We start from the raw sequence: 22,227 nt of genomic DNA, 5'->3' as shown, positions 1-22,227 counted from the left end.
CGATGAGTGAAATTCGGCCAGGGCTGCACCGCTACGTCGCCCCACTTGGAGAGCGGTTTGTTGCGCTCTACCTTTTCATTGGCACCGACGCCGCGCTGCTGTTCGACACGGGAGTCCGCGACTCAGTCACCGGCACCCTGCTCCCAGCGCTCGCTGCAGACGGCATTGATCCGAGCAGCATTCGTTGGGCGATCAACAGCCACTGTGACTTCGACCACACGGGAGGCAACGGCGCGCTTCGTGACGCCATTCCGGGCGTCACACTGCTCGCGCACGGTCTCGATCGTGCGCTGACCGAAGACGTCGAGCTTCTCATCGCCGAACGCTACGGCGAGTTTGCCGCGGTCGATGGGTTTGATGACCCGCCCGCGACGACAGCTGCAGTGCGTGCTGACAGTGATCTCGTGGCGCTCGATGGGGAGCTACGCGGCGGTGAAGAGTTCGACCTTGGCGGCCGCAGCGTTCGAGTGGTTCACGTGCCAGGGCACAGCCCCGGTCACCTCGCGCTCTGGGACGAGCACAACAAAGCGCTCGCGATCAGCGACGCAGTGCTTGGCCGGACTGTTCCAACAGCGAGCGGAGCTCCTGCGTTCCCACCCACCTACCGGGACACGGATGACTATCTCCAGACGATTGCCAAGGTGCGTGGTTTTGACGCGGATCTGCTTCTGACCGCGCACTACCCTGTGTACGAAGGCAAGGCGGTAGCTGAGTTTCTCGACGATAGCGAACACTATGTTGCTGAGGTCGACGGCGCGATCCTCGCGGCCCTCGACACAGCTGCCGAGCCTGCGTCCACGCTCACTGTCATTCGAGCGGCAGGCGCGGCGCTCGGGCCATGGGCCGCAGCAGCCCTCGACTACTCGATTTTCCCGGTCACTGGAAACCTCGAGCGGCTCCGGGATCGTGGCATTGTGCGCGAACTGATGCGCGACGGCAGGCGTCACTGGGAGCTCGCGCGATGAGCGCGGCGCTGCCCGCGGGGCGCAAAGCGAGAATCGGTGCGATCGGCGCTGGTTGGTGGGCGACAAGTAACCACTTCCCGATCTATGCAGCGCGCGACGATGTCGAGCTTGTGGGTGTGTGCGGCCAGGGGCCGACGCTCGGCGCCGTGCGAGATGAGTTCGGATTCGGCTTCGCGACTGAGGACTACGACGAGCTGCTTGACGCAGACCTCGACGGTGTCGTGATTACGACCCCGCATGATCTGCACGTCGAGCATGCCCTCCGGGCAATCGACCGCGGACTTCACGTCCAAGTCGAAAAGCCCGTGAGCCTCGACGCAGCGAGCGCGTGGGAGCTCGTGCGCAGAAGCGAAGCGGCCGGCACGCATGTGCTCGTGCCGTACGGGTGGAACTATAAGCCGTTCACGATCGCGGCGAAGCGCCTCGTCGACGCCGGTCACCTTGGCGAGATTCAGCACGTGCTGTGCCACATGGCTTCGCCGACGCGCGGGCTCTTCGCAGGCAACCCCGACGATATTCGCAGCCGGTGGGACTCGAACACCGCGGGCCCGCAGGCGAGCACATGGCAGTCGCCCGAGCGCGGCGGCGGCTACGCGCACGGCCAGGTCACCCACTCGAGCGCGCTGCTGTTCTGGCTGACCGGGCTGCGCGCCGAGAGCGTCATCTCGAAGATGACGGCGCCAGGAGCGGCGGTCGATCTGTTCAACTCGGCGGTGCTCGGGTTTGAGGGCGGCGCGCTCGGTGCGCTGTCGGGAGCCGCGACGCTTCCCGACGAGGATCCCTACCAGGTCGACATCCGCGTTTTCGGTTCAGAAGGTGTGCTCATGCTCGACACTGAGCGCGAGCGGGTGTCGCTGCACCGCTACGACGGGAAGCGGTGGGACCTCGACATCGAGCCCGGAGCAGGGGGCTACGAGTGCCTCGCCCCGCCTGCGCGCTTTGTCGACCTGCTCACTGGCCGCGAGACCGAGAACCACTCAGACGCCCGCGTTGCCGCGCGCTCTGTCGAACTCATCGACGCCATGCACCGCTCGGCCGCCGCTGGCGGCGCCGAGATACTGCTCCCGCCGCTGCACGAGGCACTCACCCCATCCCGGAGGACAACATCATGACCACCCCTGCACCAGCAGTGCTTGCTGGCTACCGTGTGCTCGACTGCTCGATCGCCATGGCTGGCCCCTTCGCGGCCCAGCGACTCGGCGATCTCGGCGCCGATGTCATCAAAGTCGAGCCGACCTCAGGCGAATGGCAGCGGCACACCGCGGCCGGGGGAGCCCCGGGGAACGAAATCAATGTTTCGTTCCTGTCACTCAACCGCAACAAGCGGTCGGTCGCGCTTGACCTCAAAGCGCAGGAGGGGCGCGAGGCGCTCCTCGCCCTCGTCGCCGAGGCCGACGTGTTTCTGCAGAATTACCGGCCTGGTGTCGCCGGCCGACTCGGCGTCGACTACGAGTCGCTGCGCGCCGTGAACCCTGGGATCGTCTACGTTTCGATCTCGGGCTACGGCGAGGACGGCCCGTACCGCGACCGTCCTGGCCAGGACCTGTTGCTGCAGGCGATGAGCGGCGCGCTGCTCTCCGCGGGCCGCGAGGGTGAGCCACCGACGCCCGCCGGCCAGTTCCTCGCCGACGCCATCACTGCGTCGACCGCCTTCGAGGGTGTGCTCGCCGCGCTCCTGCACCGCGAGCGCACAGGTGAAGGTCAGCTCGTGACGGTGAACATGCTCGATGCGCTGACGACGCTGCAGATGCAGGAGCTCTCGGTGTATACGGTCGGCGGTGTGCCGCAGGCCCGCTCCGCGGAGCCGCACGCGCACAGCTACATTCGCGCCCCGTACGGCATCTTCAAGACCGCCGACGGCTTCATCGCCCTCGCGTTCGCCGAGCCAGCGGTGCTTGGTGAGCTCATCGGCGAACCAGGCTTTGTGGGCTGGAGCGGCGAGGTCGAGGGGTGGACGAAGCGCGACGAGATGTACCGCGGGGTGCAGGAGCGACTCGCGCTCGAGACGAGCGAGCACTGGCTCGAAAAACTCGGTGCGGCAGGCATTTGGGTCGGCCCGGTGTATGGCTACGAGGATCTCGTGAACGATCCGCAAATCGCGCACAACGGCACCTTCGTCGAATACGAGCACCCGACCGAGGGCACTGTCCGCACGCCCGGCTTTCCGTACCGCTTTGACCGCACTCCCGCGCGCATCACCCGTGGCGCGCCGCTTGTGGGGGAGCATTCGCGTGAAGTGCTTGCCGAGGTGGGCATCGCGGAGGACCGCATCGACGCGCTGATCGCGCAGGGCACGGTTGCTGAGACGCTGCTTCCCGCCGGAGTAACCGCGTGACATATCGCGGGCTCACCTGGGATCACCCGCGCGGGCGCGCGGCGCTCGAGCGTGCGGCGCTCGCGGCTCCGGGGCTCATCGAGTGGGACGTGCACTCCCTTGAGGGCTTTGAGTCGAGCCCGATTGAGGATCTCGCCGCCCGCTACGACGTGCTCGTGATTGACCACCCGCACCTCGGCGACGCGCTCGCTGGCGGCGCGCTCAGCCCGGTCGAGTCGTGGCTAGGCGCCGCCGAGATCGAGCGGGTCTCGGCCGACGCCGTCGGGCCGAGCCTTGCCTCCTACGAGGCGCACGGCAAGACGTGGGCGCTGCCGCTCGACGCCGCGAGCCAGGTGTCTGCGCGCCTGCCTGAGCGGGTCGCTGAGGTGCCCCGCACATGGGACGACGTGCTTCGGCTCGCACGGCGCGAGCCTGTTGCCCCGAACCTTGCGGGCCCACACGCGATGCTCAGCTACCTGTCGATCTGCGTCGCCCTCGGTGAGGAGCCCGCGGTCGACGGCGCCGGCGAACTCGTGTCTGAGCGGGTGGGGGTCGAGGCCGCGCAGATCCTCATCGAGCTGTCGCGGACCGCGCCCTCAGGCACGGCCGAGCTCAACCCGATTCAACTGCTCGAGCGCATGCGCGCGGAGCGCGACGTGGCATACGTGCCACTCGTCTACGGCTATGTGAACTACGCCTCGGGGCCCGGGTCGCTCGCATTCGGCGACGCCCCCGAAGGGCCGGGCGGTCGCATCGGCTCAGTCATCGGTGGCACGGGGCTCGCCATCTCGGCCCGCACGACGCCAGACCCGCAGCTCGTCGCTCTGCTCAGCTGGCTCATGCACCCCCTCACTCAAGCAACGCTCATCCCCGAGCACTCAGGCCAACCCTCGAATGGGGCGGCCTGGAATAACGCCGAGGTGAACCGAGCTGCCGGTGACTTCTACACCGCGACGCGGCGCACGCTCGACGAATCGTGGGTGCGGCCGCGTCTTCCCGGCTTCACCGCGTTTCAGGCGACCGCCTCAGGGCTGCTGCGCGAACACGTCGCCGCCGCCGACGCCGCGGGTGCCTGGCGCGCGGTGCAGGGCGAGTATGCACGTACCCTGGCGGGCGTCACAATTCCCCCGCTCCAACCCCAGACCTAAGGACTTTGCGATGACTCTCTCCACCCATGCCGCGGCAGGCGAAACGATAGATGGGCGCATTGGCCTCGATATTGACGGCCACGTCGCGACGATCACTCTCGACAGGCCCAACAAGCTCAATGCCGTGACCCCTGCGATGAGCGCTGACCTCGAGCGCATCATCCACGAGCTCAACGACGACCCGAACGTGCGCGTGATCATCCTCACGGGCGCCGGCGAACGCGCCTTCAGCGCCGGCAGCGACATTCGCACCCTCGACACGTACGCGACACCGTGGGACTTTCGCAACCGCCGAGACTACTGCGATGCGCTGCGCGAGAGCCGCAAACCGATCATCGCCGCGGTGAACGGCTACGCGCTCGGTGGCGGCCTCGAGACTGCGCTGTCGTGCGACATTCGACTCGCTTCGGAGGCGGCGACGTTCGCGGCCCCCGAGATCAAGCTCGGCTGGATCGGCGGCGGAGGCATGAGTGCGTTTCTCGCCGCCTCGATCGGACAGTCGAACGCGGCCACGATGCTCCTTACCGGCGACTCGATCGACGCTGCGCGTGCCCTCGCGTGGGGGCTCGTGACCGAGGTGCTGCCGGCCGACGGGCTGCTCGCGCGCGCGAGCGAGCTCGCGGCAACGATCGCGTCGCGCCCGCCGATCGCCGCAGAAACTGCGAAGGCGAACCTGCGCGCTGCCGCGAACCTGCCGCAGGAGGAAGCGGTGCGCTTCGAGCGTGAGCTGCAGACCGTGACATTCGCGACAGAGGATGCCGCTGAAGGGCGTCGCGCGTTCGCAGAAAAACGCCAGGGAGTGTTCTCGCGTCGCTAAACACAGCAGCGTCGCAATTAATCGTGTAGGAAATTGCAAGGTCGTATAGGATTCTGAACATGCCTGTTATTACTTCGGTGCGTAGCTACGATGTGCGCTTTCCTACTTCGCTTGAGCTTGACGGTTCTGACGCTGTCAATGTTGATCCTGATTACTCGGCTGCGTATGCGGTGCTTGAGGCCGATAACGGTGAGCGCGGGTATGGTCTCGTGTTTACTGCTGGGCGTGGAAACGAGATCGTTGCGAAAGCGATCGAGAGTTACGGTGCCAGGCTTGTTGGGCTTGAGCTTGATGATCTGGTGAATGATTTGGGGGCTGCGGCGAAGCGGCTCGTGCATGATTCGCAGCTCAGGTGGCTTGGCCCGGAGAAGGGTGTTTCGCACATGGCTGCCGGCGCGGTCATTAACACGTTGTGGGATGTGCGGGCGAAGCGCGAGGGGAAGCCGCTGTGGCGGCTGCTTGCCGAGATGAGCCCGGAAGAGATTGTTTCGGCGATTGATTTCACGCACATTCAGAATGCGTTGACGCCTGACGAGGCGCTCGAGATCTTGCGGGCGGGTGAGGCTGGGAAAGCTGAACGGCTGGCTGAGCTTGCCGCGAATGGGCATCCCGCTTACACGACGACGCCTGGTTGGCTGGGGTACTCGGACGAGAAGCTTGTGCGGTTGTCGAAGGAAGCGGTTGCTGCCGGGTACGACATGATCAAGCTGAAGGTTGGCACGAGCCTTGAAGATGACGTGCGTAGGATGCGTCTTGCGCGTGAGGCGGTGGGTCCGGACATTCGGATCTCGATCGATGCGAACCAGCGGTGGGAGGTTGACGAGGCGATCGCGTGGACGAACGCGCTTTCTGAGTTTGATCCGTTCTGGATCGAGGAGCCAACGAGCACTGATGATGTGCTTGGCCACGCTGATATTCGTCGAGGAGTTGCTCCGATCAAGGTTGCCACTGGTGAGGCGGTGATGAACCGGATCATCTTTAAGCAGATGTTGCAGGCTGGGTCGCTTGACGTGTTGCAGCTTGATTCGACGCGTGTTGCTGGGGTGAATGAGAATCTTGCGATTTTGGTGATGGCGAAGAAGTTTGGTGTGCCTGTGTGCCCCCACGCTGGTGGTGTGGGGTTGTGCGAGTTGGTGCAGCATTACTCGTTCTTTGATTACGCGTCGTTGACTGGCGAGATTGGGTGGAAGCGGGTTGAGTTTGTTGATCACCTGCATGAGCACTTTGTTGAGCCTGCTCGGGTGGTTGATGGGAGTTATGTTGCTCCCGTGATGGCTGGGACGGGTGCTGAGATGCTTGAGGCGTCGCGTGATCGGTGGGTGTTCCCTGGTGGTGCTGGGTGGGTGGAGTTGCGGGCTTCAGGCCGCATCTAACCCCAATTCATTTCGACAATAGGAAGGCTGCGCAAAGTGGTACAGAGACAGTTCCCGCGCCCTACAGAGATCCTCGATCTCATGAAGTTCAAGAAACCTGAACTCAACGGGAAGAAGCGCCGACTCGATGGCGCGCTCACGATCTACGATCTGCAGCGCATCGCGAAGCGGCGCACCCCAAAGGCGGCCTTCGACTACACCGACGGCTCAGCAGAGGGAGAACTGTCGCTCAGTCGTGCTCGACAGGCGTTTGAAGACATCGAGTTTCACCCCTCGATTCTGAAAGACGTCTCGACTGTCGACACCCGCGCGCAGATCTTCGGTGGCGAATCAGCGATGCCCTTCGGCATTGCGCCGACAGGGTTCACGCGGCTGATGCAGACCGAAGGTGAGATCGCCGGCGCTGGCGCGGCAGCTGCCGCCGGCATCCCATTCACGCTGTCGACGCTCGGCACCACCTCGATCGAAGACGTGAAGGCGACGAACCCGAACGGCCGCAACTGGTTCCAGCTCTACGTGATGCGGCAGCGTGAGATTTCTTACGGTCTCGTCGAGCGTGCCGCGGCAGCTGGGTTCGACACCCTCATGTTTACCGTCGATACGCCAGTCGCCGGCGCCAGGCTGCGCGACGCACGCAACGGCTTCTCCATCCCGCCGCAGCTATCGCTCGGCACAATCGCGAACGCGATCCCCCGCCCGTGGTGGTGGTGGGACTTCCTCACAACCAAGAAGCTCGAGTTCGCATCGCTCTCGTCGACAGGCGGCACCGTAGGCGAACTGCTCGACTCTGCGATGGACCCGTCAATCTCATTCGAAGACCTCGACATCATCCGCTCGATGTGGCCCGGCAAGCTCGTCGTGAAGGGCGTGCAGAACGTCGAGGACTCGAAAAAGCTCGTCGACCTCGGCGTCGACGGCATCATCCTGTCGAACCACGGTGGGCGCCAGCTTGACCGCGCGCCGATCCCGTTCCACCTGCTGCCTGAGGTCGCCCGCGAGGTGGGTCACCACACCGAGATCGCGATCGACACAGGCATCATGAACGGCGCTGACATTGTCGCCTCGATCGCGATGGGCGCGAAGTTCACGCTCGTCGGGCGCGCCTATCTCTACGGCCTCATGGCGGGCGGGCGCGAGGGGGTGGATCGCATGATCGCGATCCTCTCCGACCAGATCGTGCGCACGATGAAGCTGCTCGAGGTGAAGTCGCTCGAAGAGCTCACCCCGGCGGACGTGACGCAGCTGCAGCGCCTGATTCCACGCGGCCAGTAGGCTTCCCGCGCCGTCGGCGCGATCTCGACCCACCCAGTTTTCCTCTGCGCTCCCAAAGTCCCCCGGGAATTGGGGTGCGGCGAAAAATGGGGGAAAGGGCGCGAGCGGAGCGGCCGAAGGAGCAGGGGTGCCCGAACACTTCGCGCACACATATTGCCCGAGTTTGCCTGGAGGTAGCAGGATGGGGCTATGAACTTCATCGTGCGCGGTGCGAAGGCGTATCCAGCAGTCGTGTTGACCCTCATTGTCGGTGCTGTGGGCCTCGCGCTGCTTGCGACGCCATGGCGTGACTCCGCCCCGTGGCTTGTCGGCGGCTACGCGCTAGTGATCGCCGCGTGGCAGGCGTACGAGATGGTGCGGCAGCTCCTCCGGGGTCATGCCGGGCTGGATATCCTCGCGGTCATTGCCATCGTGGCGGCAGTGAGCGTCGGCGAACCGTGGGCGGCGCTCATTGTCGTCCTCATGATTACTGGCGGCGAGGCCCTCGAGGACTACGCCGAGAACAGGTCGAAACAAGAACTCACGGCCCTGCTGAAGCGTGCGCCGCAGCAGGCCACCAGGCTGCTCCTCGCCCCGGCGGCATCCGGTTCTGGAGTTCCAGCTGGCGTCGCGGAGGGAGAGCGCACCGAGACTGTTCCCGTCAGCGAGATCAATGTCGGTGATCACCTGCTCGTGCGGCCTGGAGAGCTTGTCCCTGTCGACGCGATCCTGCTCGGTGGCTCCGCCGAGTTTGACGAGTCTTCGCTCACGGGCGAGAGTCTTCCCGTGCTGCGTGCCGCCGATGAGCGCGTCGCGAGCGGCGTCGTGAATGGATCAACAGCGATCACGATGCGCGCTGCCGCGACCTCGAAAGACAGCAAGTATCAGCAGATCGTCGACCTCGTTGAGCAGGCGCAGGGAAGCCGTGCGAAGACGGTCCGGCTCGCCGACAGGTACGCGCTTCCGTTCACGATCGTCGCGTTGGTGATCGCCGGAGCAGCGTGGCTTGTGAGCGGCGACCCCGTTCGATTCGCCGAGGTGCTCGTCGTCGCGACGCCGTGTCCGCTGCTCATTGCGGCGCCAGTCGCGTTCCTTGGCGGCATGAGCCGGGCGGCGAAGAGTGGGCTGATTGTGAAGGGCGGCGGCACGCTCGAGCAGCTCGCGAAGGTGCGCTCGGCGGCCTTCGACAAGACGGGCACGCTCACGACGGGCAAGCCAGAACCGCGTGACGTTCGCCCGGCCGCCGGCGTGTCAGAGGAGGAGCTGCTGCAGCTCGCCGCAAGCGCCGAGGTGTACTCCTCGCACGTGCTCGCGAGCGCGGTCGTCGGAGCAGTGAAGGCGCGCGGCATCGCGCTCCTTCCCGTCGAATCGGCCGCGGAGAGTGCGACGAACGGTGTCGAGGCAGTCGTCGCTGCGGGGACGGTGCGCGTCGGCAAACCGAGTTGGGTTGCCCAGGCGGCGCCTGATTTGCGGGTGACAGCGCTCGACGCGGGTGAGCTTGCGATCTACGTCGCGCTCGACGACCGCTTCCTCGGCACGCTCGTCATGCGTGACGAGTTGCGGCCGGAGGCGCCTGAGGTGTTGCGCGAGCTTCGCGGGCTCGGAGTCGAACGATTCGCGATGGTCACGGGCGATGTCCCGGCGACCGCGAATGCGATGGCTGCGCAGGCCGGTATCGATGAGGTGTATGCCGAGTGCAGTCCGGCCGACAAAGTTCGGATCGCCAGTGAGCTTCAACCACGGCCCCTCATCATGGTGGGTGACGGGCTCAACGACGCCCCCGTGCTTGCTGCGGCCGACGTTGGCTTCGCCATGGGCGCGCGCGGTTCGACGGCGGCAAGCGAGTCGGCCGACGTGGTAAACCGTTTCGACAGGATCGATGGAGTCGGGGAGGCGGTGCGGATTGGCAAGGACACGGTACGCATCGCTCTCGAGAGCATCTGGATGGGCATCGCAGTGAGTGTCGGTCTGATGCTCGTCGCTGCGTTCGGGTTCCTCCCCGCGATTGTTGGCGCGTGGATGCAGGAGGTTGTCGACTTGGTTGCGATCCTGTGGGCGCTCCGCGCGATCCGTGGGAAGCGCCGGACCTCCCCAGACTCCGGAGCCGGGCGAGTGGGCTAACCCACTTGCGATTCATTCGAACATATGTTCGAATGAATCCATGAGGTGGAGCGGACAGAGCGCCGGGTCAATCAGGATCGGCGCCGCACAGGCGAACGCAGGCGGCTCGGTCGCGGCCGCGCTGCCCGGTTTGGAGCTCGCCGAGGTTGCGGCGATCCCTGGCCACTTGCGTACCACTCGGGCGCCCGAGTTCGCGGGCATGGTCTTTCACGAGGTGCTCGCAAAGAGCGCCCTCAATCGGGTGCCCCAGGGGTCGTCGATGCCATTTGCCTGGACGATTAATCCCTACCGTGGTTGCTCGCACGCCTGCGTCTACTGTTTCGCGCGCGGCTCGCATCAGTATCTCGACTTCGATGCTGGCGCCGATTTCGACTCGCAGATTGTCGTGAAGGTGAACGTGGCAGAGGTGCTGGGGCGCGAACTTGCCAGGCCGTCGTGGCGGCGCGAGATGGTCGCCCTCGGCACGAACACCGACCCCTATCAGCGGGCCGAGGGTCGGTATGCGCTGCTTCCTGGGATTATCGAGGCGCTCGCAGCCCGTGAGACCCCTATCTCGATTCTCACCAAGGGCACGCTGCTTCGCAGGGACGTGCCGCTGCTCGCGGAGGCGTCGACGCGTGTTCCTGTCGAGCTCGCCATGTCGATCGCGGTTGGAGACAACGCCCTGCAGCAGTCGATTGAACCAGGGACCCCGACGACGAGGGCCCGCCTCGACACTGTTGCGGCAGCGCGCGCCGCGGGACTTGAGGTCGACGTCTTTGTGATGCCAGTGTTGCCATATCTCACTGACTCCGTCGGCAGCCTCGAGCCGCTGCTACGTAACATCCGAGAGGCGGGCGCGCGTTCGGTCATGTACGGGGCACTGCACCTGCGGTCGGCGGTAAGGCCCTGGTTCTTCGCCTGGCTTGGGCGTGAGTATCCAGATCTTGTGCCCGTTTACCACCGGCTCTATCCGGGGTCGTCGAGCAAGGCGACGCAGGCGTACAGGCTAGAGCTCGCAGGCCGAATCCGGCCGCTCATTCGCAAGTACGGACTCGAGTTCACGGGGAACGCGAGGCGTAGCCGCGACCCGTACCCGCCCATCACTGCGGCCGGCGCGCGGGCTCCGACAGGGGAGTCGGAACCCGCTGTAGGCGCACGTGCAAGGCGTGGCGCGCGACAGCTGCCGAGCACCGGCGAAAGCGCGGCGTTGCCCCTGTGGGATGAAGTGCCAGGTGCCCCAGCGCCGACGCTGTTCTGAGCCAAGCCGACGTGTGGGTTGCTGGCCCGAGCCCGAGCCCGAGCCCGAGCCCGAGCCCGAGCCCGAGCCCGAGCCCGACTGTGCCTGCTGGGTTGCCGCGGCACTGTGCGCTACGCCGCGACGCCCTCCCGTACGAGGGCGCGAAGCCTGTGTTTGAGCACCTTGCCGGAGGGGTTACGCGGGAGCGTGTCGATCACTACAAGGTCGCGGGGCACCTTGTAGCGTGCGAGACGTGCGCCGAGAAACTCGCGCAGTTCTTCGAGCGTGGGCCCGCCGTCTGCCGTTGGAACGACAACTGCGACGACGGTCTCGCCCCACTCGGGGTGTGGCTTCGACACCACGGCGATGTCGGCGACGCCCGGGTGCTCGCGCACCGCGTTTTCGACCTCGAGTGTGTATACGTTTTCGCCGCCCGAGATGATCATGTCGTTGATGCGGTCGGCGATAAAGAGGTAGCCGTCGTCGTCGAGTCGCGCGAGGTCGCCTGACTTGTACCAGTCGCCCTCGAAAGCCTGTGCGGTGGCCTCGTCATTGCCGAGGTAACCGACCATGCGCGTGTCCGATCGCATCCAGATCTCGCCGGTTTCGCCTGGCAGTGCATCGCGGCCCTCGCGCGTGACGACGCGGATGTCGACGCCCGGCATGCCGGCGTGACCGACGGAGCCTGCCTTGCGCTCCTGATCCTCTGGGCGGAGGACCGTGCCGACGGGCCCCATCTCGCTCATTCCGTAGACCTGTTGGAAGCCACCCGACGGGTATGCTGCGCGCATCGTTTGCATGGTGTCCTTGCCGATTGGAGCGCCGCCAGCAAACCAGATGCGTGCACTCGAGAGGTCGAATGCGTCCCACTTGATTCCGGCCGCCTTCGTCGCTTGGAGCGGCGCAAGGTAGGCAATCGCCGGACCGAAGAAGGCGGTGACCCGTTCTTGCTCGATGGTTCGCAGGAACTCGATTGGATGGTACTCGCGCAGCAGTACCGCCGTGCCGCCGAGCAACATCATTGGGAGGAACCAGTTGTTGAGAGGGGACGAGTGCCAAATGGGCATCGCGATCAGAAACCGGTCTGATGTCTGCAGCCCGCCGCTGATCGCGCAGTACGCGGCGACAGTCGTGATGCCGCGGTGTGAGTGAATGCACCCCTTGGGGTCGCTCGTGGTGCCGGAGGTGTATAGCAGCTCGGCGGTTTCGGTTTCGCTGACGGCGACGCCGTCCCACGGCTCGGCAGCCGCGACGAGCGCGTCGAAGTCGTTGCCGGGTTCGACATCAATCTCCGGGAAGCTTTCGGCTTCGGTGACGAGCCAGCGCACGCTAGGAGCCGCCTGGCGCGCCGTCTCGAGGAGCGTCGCATCGACGACCCCGACCTCGGCGCCGCAGTGCGAGATGAGGAATCGCAGCTCGGGGGCCGTGAGTTTATGGTTGACGGGCGCGAGAGCCATGCCCGCGCGCCACAGCCCGAACGCCGCAAAGACGAATCCGGGGGTGTTGAGTGTGATGACTGGCACGTATGCTCCGCGCGTCAAGCCTGCGTCTCGGAAGACGCGTGCAGCGCGTCGCGAGTGTTCGACGAGTTCGGTGAACGTGTAGCGGCGGTCGGCCGCGACGATTGCCTCCTTGTGCGGAAACTTTCTCGCGGTGCTTTCGAGCATGCTGCTGAGATCCATCTGGTCCTCCTAGGTCAACGACGGTGTTGAGCGGCGAAAGGGGGCGGAGCAATGTCGACGCCGCCCCTTTCGCAAACAATTGAACCATGATTCAATTGTTTGCGAAAGGCGCAGTTCGGCCTTCACACGAGAGGGCGACCTCGCAGCGGCCGATGATGGGCCGCCCGGAGAAAGCAGGATCCGATGGCGTACCGAAGCACCGAACGCACTGAGCGGCACCGCGCCGCACGAAGCGCGGCGCTCATCGACGCTGGCCTTGGCCTCGTCGCGGAGGGCGGGTTCTCGGCTGCGACAATCGCCAGAGTGGCCGACCGCGCGGGTGTCTCGACTGGAACGGTATACACGTACTTTCCCGATAAGACCGCTCTTACCGCGGCCATTTTTGACCGGGCCGCAGGGATCGAACTCGAGGTGGTTCGCGCGGCCGTTGCATTCGGTACGGATGCCCGGTTCGAGACACCAGCTGACCAGCGGCTGGACGCGCTCGTACGCGTGTTCGGGGCGCGTGCGCTCCGCGGGAGAACGCTCGCGATGGCCCTGCTCTTCGAGGCCGCAGACGTCGGCGTTGAGCGCGAGCGCCTGTCGTTTAGACGCGCCTACACCGAGACTGTTGCTGAGGTGCTCGCCGATGGCGTTGCCGAGGGAACACTGTCTACGGATCGGATTGACCTCCTCGCCCCGGCGATCGTCGGGGCGCTCGGTGAGGCCTTCATCCGGCCGCTCTCGCCTGCAGCGGGCGGCCGGTCTGAGGCAGACACCAGCGAGGTGCTCGACTCGCTTGCCGGTGCGTGCCTGCGCCTCGCTGGGTTCGCGTCGCGAGAGCGATCCGGCCTGCTGAGCCGGAGCCGCGAGTCGAGAACGCCCTAGCCGCCGCTTCAGCCACCACCCCACGCAAAGTACGTTCGAAGGAGACACCGATGTCAACCGCAACAGTTACTCACGCAACCCCTCAGGAAAGCGCACCGCCTGCCGCCAGCGCCCCGCTGCGTCCAGCCCCCGTTGGCCGTACGCACGCCGTGAAGAACCAGCCGCCTGAGCGAGTCGGAGTCAACGAGTATGTCGACTTCCCGGTGTTGCGTGATGCAGTGCAGGCGTTCGGTGCCGGTTGGGCCGACGACACGCTCGTCGCGACTGGCGCCCATGTCGGCACCGCGGAGTTTCAAGAGGACGCGAAGCTCGCAAACGCAGAGGGTCCGGAGCTTGTGAGCTTTGACCATCGTGGCAACCGAATCGATGAGGTGCGCTACCACCCGTCGTACCATCGCATCATCAGTGCGGCGGTCGCAGACGGGGCGCATACCTCGGCGTGGGCGAACCCTAGACCCGGCGCGCATGTTGCGCGTGCCGCCACGTTCTCGCTCTACGGTCAGATCGAGCCGGGCCACGCCTGCCCAGTCTCCATGACACACGCCGTAGTGCCCGCACTCGAACAGCAGCCAGAGCTCGCGAGAACCTGGCTCCCACGCCTCTTCAAAACCGGCTACGACGGGGCGCTCCGCAGTCCAGGCGAGAAGCCGGGCGTGCTCATGGGAATGGCGATGACCGAGAAGCAGGGCGGCTCGGATGTGCGGGCGAACGAGACCGTAGCGCGCCGTGTTGAGGGAGGCGCGCTACTCACCGGGCACAAGTGGTTCTGCTCGGCACCGATGTCCGACGCCTTCCTTGTGCTGGCGCGTGATGAGGGCGATCCGGAGGGGCGGATCAGCTGCTTCTTCGTCCCCCGTGTGTTTGAGGACGGCACGCGCAACGAGTTTCGCGTGCAGCGGTTGAAGAACAAGCTCGGAAACAAGTCGAACGCATCAAGCGAGATCGAGCTCGACGGCACCGTCGCCTATCCCGTCGGCGAACAGGGCCGAGGGGTGCGCACGATCATTGAGATGGTTGCGCGCACGCGGCTCGACTGTGTGCTCGGCACCGCGGCGGGTATGCGCCAAGCCGTTGCGGAGGCGCTGTGGCACGTGCGGCACCGCGAAGCATTTGGGCGCACGCTCGTTGACCAGCCGGCGATGACCGGGGTCGTCACCGATCTTGCGCTCGAATCTGAGGCGTCCACGCTGCTCGCGATGCGGCTCGCCGCTGCCCACGAGGATGGCGCGGACGCGCAGGAGCAGGCGTTCAGGCGACTCGCGACTGCGGTCGCCAAGTATCGAGTGACGAAGCGCGGGCCTGCCCACGCCTATGAAGCGATGGAGTGCCTCGGCGGCAACGGCTATACGGAAGACTTCCCGCTCGCCATGCGCTACCGCGAGCAGCCAGTGAGCGCGATCTGGGAGGGGTCGGGCAACGTCATTGCGCTCGACGTACTTCGGGCGCTCACCCGCGAACCCGAGAGCGTCGCAGCGTTCGACGCCGAGCTCGCGCTCGCCTCGGGAGCGGACTCTCGCTTCGATGCATTGCGCACGCGCGTGCAGCACGAGCTCTCTGAGATCGCCGGCGCGGCCCCCGACGTCGCACAGGCCGGTGCTCGCCGCCTTGTCGGCACCATGGGGCTCGCGCTCCAGGCCGGGTTGATGCTCAGGTATGCCCCCTCAGCGAGCGCCGATGCGTTTATCGGTGCACGCCTCGGAGAGGATCGCGGTATCGACTACGGGGTGCTGCCGGCTGGCACCGATCACGCGGCTATCCTCGCCAGGCACTGAGCACGCCAGCTTGGCAGTTCTAGCCCGTAGCAGCCGCGCGCGTGGGAACCTCGGCGGCCTCGCGCGCGGCCGCGATTGCGTTGAGTACGCGCTGTCTGAGCACGTTGCCACGCTCAGCGAACTCGCGCTGGCGACGAACGTACTCCTGTTTCCCGCGGGTCGTCTCGATCGGGATCGGCTCGAGTTCAACTCCCTCATTGTCGACAAATCCGGTGACGTCGTAGGGCGAAGCCTGCATGTCAACGAACCGGATGTCGCGCGCGAACTCGAACGCGTCAAGCAGCAGCTCGCCTGGGATGATCGGGCCGAGCTTCGTGACCCACTTGTAGATGTCCATGCCCGCGTGTAGACAGCCTGACTGTTCCATTTCGGGTTGCGTCTCGCGCGTCGGCGAGAGGCGGTTCAGTGGTGCGGCCTTCGGAGTGAAAAAGCGGTAGGCGTCGAAGTGGCTACAGCCGATCGTGTGCGACTCGACAACTGCGTCGGTCGCCGCGTGACCGATGCGTAGCGGCAGCCTCGTGTGCCGCAGCTGTTCAGGGGTGAGACTGTAGACCATCGCCCACTCGTGAAGGCCGAAGCAGCCGAACTGTGGGGTGCGATCCAGCGTTGCTGCGAGCAGCCCTTCGACGTAGCCCACTGTCTGCCCGCGCTTCGTGAAGAACGAAGCCAGATTGACAGTTGCCAGCCCGTCAGGCGCGACGGTGTAGTACCGCCAGTCGGCCCGACCCTGTGCGCCTGCAAGGGAGACGCCTGCTCCCGGGTGCCATCGGCGCAGCTCGGCGGGCTTAAACGGGTAGTAGGTGAACAGGAAGTCTTCGATCGGATGCGTCTCGCCCCGAAGCCTGCGCGCCCGATGCCCGGCTGTGAGGGCGTCGGCGCGGGCCTCATGCCCCGCCTCGCGTACGCGCCACTCGTCGCGCGCGATTGCCACACTCATTCGTCGTCCGAACGAAGGAAGGTCTCGCGGCCACGCAGCCTCTCGAGTTCGCGGCGGTCGCGCTTGGTTGGCCGCCCCGCACCCGGGTCACGGTACACAGTCATGGGGCGTTCGACGCGCGGTGGGGCAGGAGGAGTGAGATCCTCAAAGTTCGTCGCGGCCTCAGTGGCGCTCCCGCGCATGGTCGCGAGACCAGTCACCCTGTAGATGCGTTCGATGCTGTGCAGACGGGTGCGGACGATGTCGCCGATCCTGACAGGCTGTGAGGCCTTCGCCGGGGCGTCGTTCACGCGCACGTGCCCGGCGCGGCACGCGGCCGTCGCCTGGCTGCGGGTCTTCGCAAGCCGAACGGCCCACACCCAACTGTCCACACGCACTGAAGTCACGCATCGATCGTAACGTGGCGGGCTGGATTGCCCATGTCGCCACCGGGCGTCGCCGCGGACGTCGGCCGCGCTCGAGCACCAGGAACGTGACACGATAGGGGCATGGCTGCTGAGTACGAGACGATCGCTGGCCGCGTGGAGACCGAGATCGAGATCTCACGCTCGCGATTTCTCACACGGCTCGAACGAGTCGAGAATGAGGACGCGGCGAGGGCAGTCATCGCCGACGTTCGTGCGGAGCACCCGAGGGCGAGGCACCACTGCTCCGCGTTCGTGCTCGGGCCAGACGGTCGGGTGCAGCGTTCCAACGACGACGGAGAGCCGAGCGGCACGGCGGGCGCTCCCATGCTCGACGCGCTCGTATCGGCAGGGCTCAGCGACGTCGTTGCTGTCGTCACGCGCTACTTCGGCGGTGTGCTGCTTGGCGCCGGAGGGCTCACCAGAGCGTACCGGGCCTCAGTCGCGGGCGCCGTGCTTGAAGGTAAGCGGGTGCGCCGCGGGCTTCGCCACGAGGTCGCTGTCGACGCGAGCTACGAGGTTGCTGCCCAGATCGAGGCTGAGGCACGGCGTCGTGGGTATTCGGTTGGCGATGCCGAGTACAGCGACACTGTGTTGCAGCGCTTCGCCGTCGCCGAGGAGGAGGTCTCGGGGCTCCAGGCGCTCGCCGCAGAGCTCAGTGCGGGTGCTGCGGAAGTGACTCGGGGAGCCGCCAGATACGTGGACCTGTAAGCCGGACCCGGGGGAGCGCTGGCTCTCGTGAACCAACTGTTTTGGTGCGCCAGAACATCTGGGATCTGCAGGAGATATGCTCGAGCCTCGCGAAGGCTGCATGTCTTGCGCGGATCCGCGGGTGCAGCGCCGCCGTGCGGGCGAAAACCTCCACATTGCCAGTCTGGGCGTCGGTGGGAGGCGATAGCCTTGCGGCATGGATTTCTGGTCTGAGATTGTCGGGCAGCCCGCGGCCGTTGAGGCGCTGTCGCGCGCGGCAGGCCCGGATGGCGGGCCCGCGCACGCATGGCTCATCACGGGCCCACCCGGCTCCGGCCGTTCAAACCTCGCCTACCGCTTCGCCGCCGCGTTGATTGCCCGTGAGGACTCCGACCGTGAGCGAGTGTTCGCCCAGGTGCGTGGCCGCACGCACCCAGACTTTGCTGCGCTCACAACGCAGGCAGCCGTGATCCGCATTGACAGCGCCCGTGAGATCGTGACGACGGCTCACTACGCCCCGAGCGAGGGCCGCTACAGGGTCATCGTGATTGAGGATGCGGATCGGATGACCGAGCACACCTCAAACGTCCTTCTGAAGGCAATCGAGGAGCCGCCCGAGCGCACTATCTGGGTGCTGTGCGCTCCCAGCGAAGCAGACCTGCTGCCGACCATCCGCTCACGCACGCGCTCAGTTCGCCTCGTGACTCCAAGCGTCGCAGATGTGACGAGACTGCTTATCGAACGTGATGGCGTTGAGCCTGCTCTCGCGGAGCGGGCCGCCAGGCTTGCGCAGAGCCACATCGGTATGGCGCGACGGCTCGCGAGCGATCCCGAATCGATGAGCCGGCGCGAGCGATCGATTACCGGGGCGTTGACTGCACACACGCTGGGCGATGCCATGGCCGTCGCAGCCTCGCTTGTGACGATCGCTCAGGCAGACGCCGACGCGCTGACCGAGCAGCTCGATGCGAGCGAGCGGGAGGACGCGATGCGCAACCTCGGCATCGCTCCGGGCGCTGCGATCCCGCCGAAGCTTCGCTCACAGATGAAAGCGCTCGAAGAAGACCAGGAGCGGCGTCGCAAACGGAGCCTGCGTGATGGCATTGATCGGATCCTGACCGACCTGCTGTCGCTCTACCGCGACGTCTTGCTCTCCACACTGGGCGCTGTTGGCGAGTCCTCCGACGGCGGGGACGACGCCGGGTCGGCTGCTGGGCTGCCGCAGCTCGTGAACGCCGAATCGGCCGCCGCGATCCGCGATCTGGCCGAGCGGTGGAGCCCTGAGCAGGCGCTCGCCGTGGTGTCGGCGACAGAGGAGGCGCGTGAGCGGCTCAGCCGTGCCATCACTCCCGGACTGGTTCTTGAGGCGCTGTTTGCGCGGATTGTGATGGCTGACAACAAGGTGTTGAAATCGTGAGCGCGCCAGAACTTGCCCCGTGGCCAGACGACCAGGAAAGCAGCAGGCGGCGGTCACCGTGGAAACGCTGGGTGCTTGTCATCGGTGTCGTGCTGGTGATCGTCGGTCTCGTCGTGTCGCTGACAGGCGTGTGGCAGTTGTTCCAGCCCACCGTGCAGCGGCCAACGGAGGTCGAACTCGAGCTTCCCGCCCAGCCCGTGGGCGGGGCGTTTGGGGAGCAGGTGCCGAAGTGGACCGACTGTGGCGACGGCTTTGAGTGTGCCGATGTTCGCGCGCCGCTCGACTGGGATGAGCCCGAGGGCGAGACGATCCGGCTGCGGATGGTGAAGCACCCCGCCACGGGTGGCGACTCGCTCGGAACGCTGTTTGTGAATCCTGGCGGCCCTGGCGCCTCTGGCGCTGACTTCGTGCGAAATGCCCTAGATTCGGCAGCCGGCGCACCACTGCAGCGCAGCTTCGACGTCGTTGGGTGGGACCCGCGGGGCGTCGGAGCCTCGAGCCCGGTGACGTGCCTGAGCGCCAAAGAAATGGACGAGTATCTGTTCGGGGTCAGCGACAGCACGGCCGAGCGCGGGAGCGCGAAGTGGATTGAGGAAGCCGAGGCCTCCTCCCGCGAGTTCGGAGAGGCCTGCCTGAAGAACACGGGTGAGCTGCTCGGTCACGTCGACACAATCTCGACAGTGCGCGATCTCGACATGCTGCGCGAGATCCAGGGCGATGCGCAGCTGAACTACCTCGGGTACTCATACGGGACCCATATTGGCGCGCGCTACGCAGAGATGTACCCGGAGAAGGTCGGCAGGCTCGTGCTCGACGGCGTGCTCGACCCGACGGCGAGCGAGGCCGACGTTGTACGCGAGCAGACCCGCGGGTTTGAGCTCGCGCTTCGGAGCTACGTTGAGGCGTGCCTTGCCGGCAAGGAGTGCCCGTTGACTGGCACTGTCGACGAGGCGATGGCACAGATCGGTGACATGCTCGACGATGTAGACAAGCAGCCGCTCGTCGCTTCCGACGGGCGCACGCTTACAGCGTCAACGATGCTGACAGCAATCATCACCCCGCTCTATTCGGAGTCGAACTGGGGCTACCTCAACTCGCTCTTCGCGAACGTGGCCGACGGCAACGCTGATATCGCATTCTCGCTCGCCGATTCCTACTACGGCAGGCTCGACGGCGAGTATCTCGACAACTCCACGGAGGCGTTCCAGGCGATCAACTGCCTCGACTATCCGAACTCGGTTGACCCTGAGCGAATGCGTGAGGAGGCGGCCGAGCTCGAGCGGATCGCGCCGACAATCGGCAAGTTCCAGAGCTTCGGCGACGTCTCATGCGCGGGCTGGCCCGTGAAGGGGGTTCAGGAACGCATGGCAGTGCGCGCCGAGGGAGCCGACCCCATCCTGGTGATTGGAACAACCGGCGATCCTGCGACCCCGTATCGCTGGGCTGAGGCGCTTGCCGAGCAGCTCGAGAGCGGCGTGCTCGTCAGGTTTGAAGGCGAGGGGCACACCGCGTACGGGCAGAGCGGATGCGTGAATGACATTGTCGAGAGCTACTTTGTCGATGGTGCGGTTCCCGAATCGGGGGCGACCTGCAGCTAGGTGGGCGAAATTGACTCGGCATTCGTGCTAGAGTTTTCGCTTGTGTGCAGCGTAAGTTGCACCAGGCCGCCTTAGCTCAGGGGTAGAGCAGTTCCCTCGTAAAGAACAGGTCATCGGTTCAAATCCGATAGGCGGCTCAGATACAAACGGCCCGGACCGGATGGAAACATCTGGTCCGGGCCGTTTGCGTGTTTCTCGGTGGAGGTGCGGGAATGGGCGTGATCCGCTAAACTATTGAGGTTTGTGTCCGTGAGTTCTCGCGGCTGCAACAACACCGCGCGCCGGAACGGCCGGCGAGGCGGGAGAACGAGCGCGACCGCGCTCGTTCGGCGAAAGGAAACAATCATGGCAAAAGCCAAGAAGGTTACCGGTCTGATTAAGCTTCAGATCGCAGCCGGCGCCGCCAACCCGGCACCCCCCGTGGGTCCCGCTCTGGGTCAGCACGGCGTCAACATCATGGAGTTCTGCAAGGCGTACAACGCTGCGACTGAATCCCAGCGCGGCAACGTTGTTCCCGTGGAGATCACCGTCTACGAGGATCGCTCGTTCACCTTCATCCTGAAGACCCCGCCGGCGGCGGAGCTCCTCAAGAAGGCTGCCGGCGTTCAGAAGGGCTCGGGTACCCCGCACACCGTCAAGGTTGCGAAGGTTACCGCTGAGCAGGTTCGCCAGATCGCCGAGCAGAAGAAGGCTGACCTGAACGCGAACGACATCGACGCAGCAGCGAAGATCATCGCGGGCACCGCTCGCTCCATGGGCATCACGGTCGAGTAAGGGTACGAACATGGCACAGAAGTCGAAGGCGTACCGCGCCGCTGCCGCAAAGATTCAGGCAGACAAGTTCTACACTCCCGCCGAGGCAGTCGCCCTGGCGAAGGAGACCGGTTCGGCAAAGACCGACGCGACCGTTGAGGTTGCTGTTCGTCTCGGCGTCGACCCCCGTAAGGCCGATCAGATGGTTCGCGGCACCGTGAACCTTCCCCACGGCACCGGCAAGACCGCACGCGTCATCGTGTTCGCGAACGGCCCGGCAGCTGAGGCTGCTCTCGCCGCTGGCGCTGACGAGGTCGGCGGAGACGAGCTCATCGAGAAGGTAGCCGCTGGCTACACCGACTTCGATTCGGCTGTCTCGACCCCCGAGCTCATGGGCAAGGTCGGTCGTCTCGGTAAGGTTCTCGGCCCCCGTGGTCTGATGCCGAACCCGAAGACCGGCACCGTCACGATGGACACCGCTAAGGCTGTCACCGACATCAAGGGCGGCAAGATCGAGTTCCGCGTCGACAAGCACGCTAACGTGCACTTCATCGTCGGCAAGGCTTCGTTCTCGGAAGAGCAGCTCAACGACAACATCTCGTCGGTTCTCGATGAGATCGTGCGTCTCAAGCCTGCTTCGGCAAAGGGCAAGTACGTCATCAAGGGCGCTGTCTCGACCACCTTTGGTCCTGGCATTCCGCTCGACGTTTCGGGCCTCTAAGGTTCGAGCCGAGGCGTTACGCTTCAGCGGGAACGGCCCCGCCACTTCGGTGGTGGGGCCGTTTTCGCGTATGCGGGGCCCGTGACGGCGTGCCGCCTGGCGTGGGCTCAGGTGAGGCTCGCTTAACTTGTCCACAACCCGGTGCGGCCCGGGCGCGCCGCCGTCACTCACTGCGTAA

General features: G+C 65.5%; 19 protein-coding genes and 1 tRNA gene. 17 read left to right on the top strand and 3 right to left on the bottom strand.

Features of this window, described 5'->3' with window-relative positions:
• The first annotated feature begins 2 nt into the window (after positions 1-2).
• The 9 genes from ACF07D_RS06455 (at position 3) to ACF07D_RS06415 (ending at position 11,229) form a co-directional block, all read left to right on the top strand.
• Complete coding sequence (locus ACF07D_RS06455; RefSeq protein WP_391504323.1) at positions 3-965, top strand: MBL fold metallo-hydrolase; 963 nt, start codon at positions 3-5, stop codon at positions 963-965.
• Positions 962-2,077, top strand: a complete 1,116-nt coding sequence (locus ACF07D_RS06450) for a Gfo/Idh/MocA family protein (RefSeq protein WP_391504322.1) — start codon at positions 962-964, stop codon at positions 2,075-2,077. The genes ACF07D_RS06455 and ACF07D_RS06450 overlap by 4 nt, the downstream gene beginning before the upstream one ends.
• Complete coding sequence (locus ACF07D_RS06445; protein ID WP_119282579.1) at positions 2,074-3,300, top strand: CaiB/BaiF CoA-transferase family protein; 1,227 nt, start codon at positions 2,074-2,076, stop codon at positions 3,298-3,300. The genes ACF07D_RS06450 and ACF07D_RS06445 overlap by 4 nt, the downstream gene beginning before the upstream one ends.
• Positions 3,297-4,427 (top strand): hypothetical protein, encoded by a 1,131-nt coding sequence (locus tag ACF07D_RS06440; RefSeq protein ID WP_391504321.1) that lies wholly within the window; start codon positions 3,297-3,299, stop codon positions 4,425-4,427. Before ACF07D_RS06445 ends, ACF07D_RS06440 begins: the two co-directional genes overlap by 4 nt.
• A gap of 10 nt (positions 4,428-4,437) precedes the next feature.
• On the top strand, positions 4,438-5,244 hold the full coding sequence (locus ACF07D_RS06435) for an enoyl-CoA hydratase/isomerase family protein (protein WP_391504320.1): 807 nt from the start codon (positions 4,438-4,440) through the stop codon (positions 5,242-5,244).
• Between the two features lie 59 nt (positions 5,245-5,303).
• A complete protein-coding gene (locus ACF07D_RS06430; protein WP_119282582.1) occupies positions 5,304-6,617 on the top strand; it encodes an enolase C-terminal domain-like protein in 1,314 nt (437 codons plus the stop codon).
• A gap of 36 nt (positions 6,618-6,653) precedes the next feature.
• Positions 6,654-7,889 (top strand): alpha-hydroxy-acid oxidizing protein, encoded by a 1,236-nt coding sequence (locus ACF07D_RS06425; RefSeq protein WP_391504319.1) that lies wholly within the window; start codon positions 6,654-6,656, stop codon positions 7,887-7,889.
• A gap of 189 nt (positions 7,890-8,078) precedes the next feature.
• Positions 8,079-9,989: a heavy metal translocating P-type ATPase gene (locus tag ACF07D_RS06420; RefSeq protein ID WP_391504318.1), complete on the top strand. Its 1,911-nt coding sequence runs from the start codon at positions 8,079-8,081 to the stop codon at positions 9,987-9,989.
• A gap of 40 nt (positions 9,990-10,029) precedes the next feature.
• On the top strand, positions 10,030-11,229 hold the full coding sequence (locus ACF07D_RS06415; protein ID WP_391504317.1) for an Rv2578c family radical SAM protein: 1,200 nt from the start codon (positions 10,030-10,032) through the stop codon (positions 11,227-11,229).
• 110 nt (positions 11,230-11,339) lie between these two features.
• Here the strand turns inward: ACF07D_RS06415 and ACF07D_RS06410 are convergent, their stop codons facing one another.
• Entirely contained in the window at positions 11,340-12,890 is a 1,551-nt protein-coding gene (locus ACF07D_RS06410; RefSeq protein ID WP_391504316.1) for a class I adenylate-forming enzyme family protein, read from the bottom strand.
• Between the two features lie 183 nt (positions 12,891-13,073).
• Here ACF07D_RS06410 and ACF07D_RS06405 point away from each other — a divergent pair, with 183 nt between their 5' ends.
• Positions 13,074-13,757 carry a TetR/AcrR family transcriptional regulator gene (locus tag ACF07D_RS06405; protein ID WP_391504315.1) on the top strand — a complete coding sequence of 228 codons (684 nt, stop codon included), beginning with the start codon at positions 13,074-13,076 and terminating at the stop codon, positions 13,755-13,757.
• Positions 13,758-13,807: 50 nt separating this feature from the next.
• On the top strand, positions 13,808-15,529 hold the full coding sequence (locus tag ACF07D_RS06400) for an acyl-CoA dehydrogenase family protein (RefSeq protein ID WP_391504314.1): 1,722 nt from the start codon (positions 13,808-13,810) through the stop codon (positions 15,527-15,529).
• Positions 15,530-15,548: 19 nt separating this feature from the next.
• Here the strand turns inward: ACF07D_RS06400 and ACF07D_RS06395 are convergent, their stop codons facing one another.
• The gene (locus ACF07D_RS06395) at positions 15,549-16,466 is read right to left on the bottom strand and encodes a 3-methyladenine DNA glycosylase (RefSeq protein ID WP_391504313.1); all 918 of its coding nucleotides are present in this window, start codon (positions 16,464-16,466) and stop codon (positions 15,549-15,551) included.
• Entirely contained in the window at positions 16,463-16,852 is a 390-nt protein-coding gene (locus tag ACF07D_RS06390) for an RNA-binding S4 domain-containing protein (protein ID WP_391504312.1), read from the bottom strand. Before ACF07D_RS06390 ends, ACF07D_RS06395 begins: the two co-directional genes overlap by 4 nt.
• 102 nt (positions 16,853-16,954) lie before the next feature.
• Here ACF07D_RS06390 and ACF07D_RS06385 point away from each other — a divergent pair, with 102 nt between their 5' ends.
• From ACF07D_RS06385 to rplA, 6 genes are all read left to right on the top strand, one after another.
• On the top strand, positions 16,955-17,581 hold the full coding sequence (locus tag ACF07D_RS06385) for a YigZ family protein (protein WP_119282591.1): 627 nt from the start codon (positions 16,955-16,957) through the stop codon (positions 17,579-17,581).
• Between the two features lie 196 nt (positions 17,582-17,777).
• Positions 17,778-18,977, top strand: coding sequence for a DNA polymerase III subunit delta' (locus ACF07D_RS06380; protein WP_391504311.1), 1,200 nt, complete (start codon positions 17,778-17,780; stop codon positions 18,975-18,977).
• The gene (locus ACF07D_RS06375; protein WP_391504310.1) at positions 18,974-20,575 is read left to right on the top strand and encodes an alpha/beta hydrolase; all 1,602 of its coding nucleotides are present in this window, start codon (positions 18,974-18,976) and stop codon (positions 20,573-20,575) included. Before ACF07D_RS06380 ends, ACF07D_RS06375 begins: the two co-directional genes overlap by 4 nt.
• Before the next feature lie 65 nt (positions 20,576-20,640).
• Positions 20,641-20,712: transfer RNA gene (locus ACF07D_RS06370), tRNA-Thr, on the top strand.
• Positions 20,713-20,920: 208 nt separating this feature from the next.
• Positions 20,921-21,349: a 50S ribosomal protein L11 gene (rplK, locus tag ACF07D_RS06365; RefSeq protein WP_119282594.1), complete on the top strand. Its 429-nt coding sequence runs from the start codon at positions 20,921-20,923 to the stop codon at positions 21,347-21,349.
• Positions 21,350-21,359: 10 nt separating this feature from the next.
• Positions 21,360-22,049, top strand: coding sequence for a 50S ribosomal protein L1 (gene rplA / locus ACF07D_RS06360; RefSeq protein ID WP_119282595.1), 690 nt, complete (start codon positions 21,360-21,362; stop codon positions 22,047-22,049).
• The last annotated feature ends 178 nt before the right edge of the window (positions 22,050-22,227 follow it).

Origin of the sequence: Leucobacter sp. NPDC015123 (genome assembly GCF_043080205.1) — a bacterium.
In the GTDB taxonomy this organism is placed as follows: domain Bacteria; phylum Actinomycetota; class Actinomycetes; order Actinomycetales; family Microbacteriaceae; genus Leucobacter; species Leucobacter aridicollis_A.
This window is presented reverse-complemented; position numbering and strand designations above follow the sequence as displayed.

Bases quoted from the DNA above. Each gene is read 5' to 3' on its own strand.
- ACF07D_RS06455 (WP_391504323.1), top strand. From the start codon at position 3: ATGAGTGAAATTCGGCCAGGGCTGCACCGCTACGTCGCCCCACTTGGA.
- ACF07D_RS06450 (WP_391504322.1), top strand. From the start codon at position 962: ATGAGCGCGGCGCTGCCCGCGGGGCGCAAAGCGAGAATCGGTGCGATC.
- ACF07D_RS06445 (WP_119282579.1), top strand. From the start codon at position 2,074: ATGACCACCCCTGCACCAGCAGTGCTTGCTGGCTACCGTGTGCTCGAC.
- ACF07D_RS06435 (WP_391504320.1), top strand. From the start codon at position 4,438: ATGACTCTCTCCACCCATGCCGCGGCAGGCGAAACGATAGATGGGCGC.
- ACF07D_RS06430 (WP_119282582.1), top strand. From the start codon at position 5,304: ATGCCTGTTATTACTTCGGTGCGTAGCTACGATGTGCGCTTTCCTACT.
- ACF07D_RS06420 (WP_391504318.1), top strand. From the start codon at position 8,079: ATGAACTTCATCGTGCGCGGTGCGAAGGCGTATCCAGCAGTCGTGTTG.
- ACF07D_RS06415 (WP_391504317.1), top strand. From the start codon at position 10,030: ATGAGGTGGAGCGGACAGAGCGCCGGGTCAATCAGGATCGGCGCCGCA.
- ACF07D_RS06410 (WP_391504316.1), bottom strand. From the start codon at position 12,890: ATGGATCTCAGCAGCATGCTCGAAAGCACCGCGAGAAAGTTTCCGCAC.
- ACF07D_RS06405 (WP_391504315.1), top strand. From the start codon at position 13,074: ATGGCGTACCGAAGCACCGAACGCACTGAGCGGCACCGCGCCGCACGA.
- ACF07D_RS06400 (WP_391504314.1), top strand. From the start codon at position 13,808: ATGTCAACCGCAACAGTTACTCACGCAACCCCTCAGGAAAGCGCACCG.
- ACF07D_RS06395 (WP_391504313.1), bottom strand. From the start codon at position 16,466: ATGAGTGTGGCAATCGCGCGCGACGAGTGGCGCGTACGCGAGGCGGGG.
- ACF07D_RS06385 (WP_119282591.1), top strand. From the start codon at position 16,955: ATGGCTGCTGAGTACGAGACGATCGCTGGCCGCGTGGAGACCGAGATC.
- ACF07D_RS06380 (WP_391504311.1), top strand. From the start codon at position 17,778: ATGGATTTCTGGTCTGAGATTGTCGGGCAGCCCGCGGCCGTTGAGGCG.
- rplK (WP_119282594.1), top strand. From the start codon at position 20,921: ATGGCAAAAGCCAAGAAGGTTACCGGTCTGATTAAGCTTCAGATCGCA.
- rplA (WP_119282595.1), top strand. From the start codon at position 21,360: ATGGCACAGAAGTCGAAGGCGTACCGCGCCGCTGCCGCAAAGATTCAG.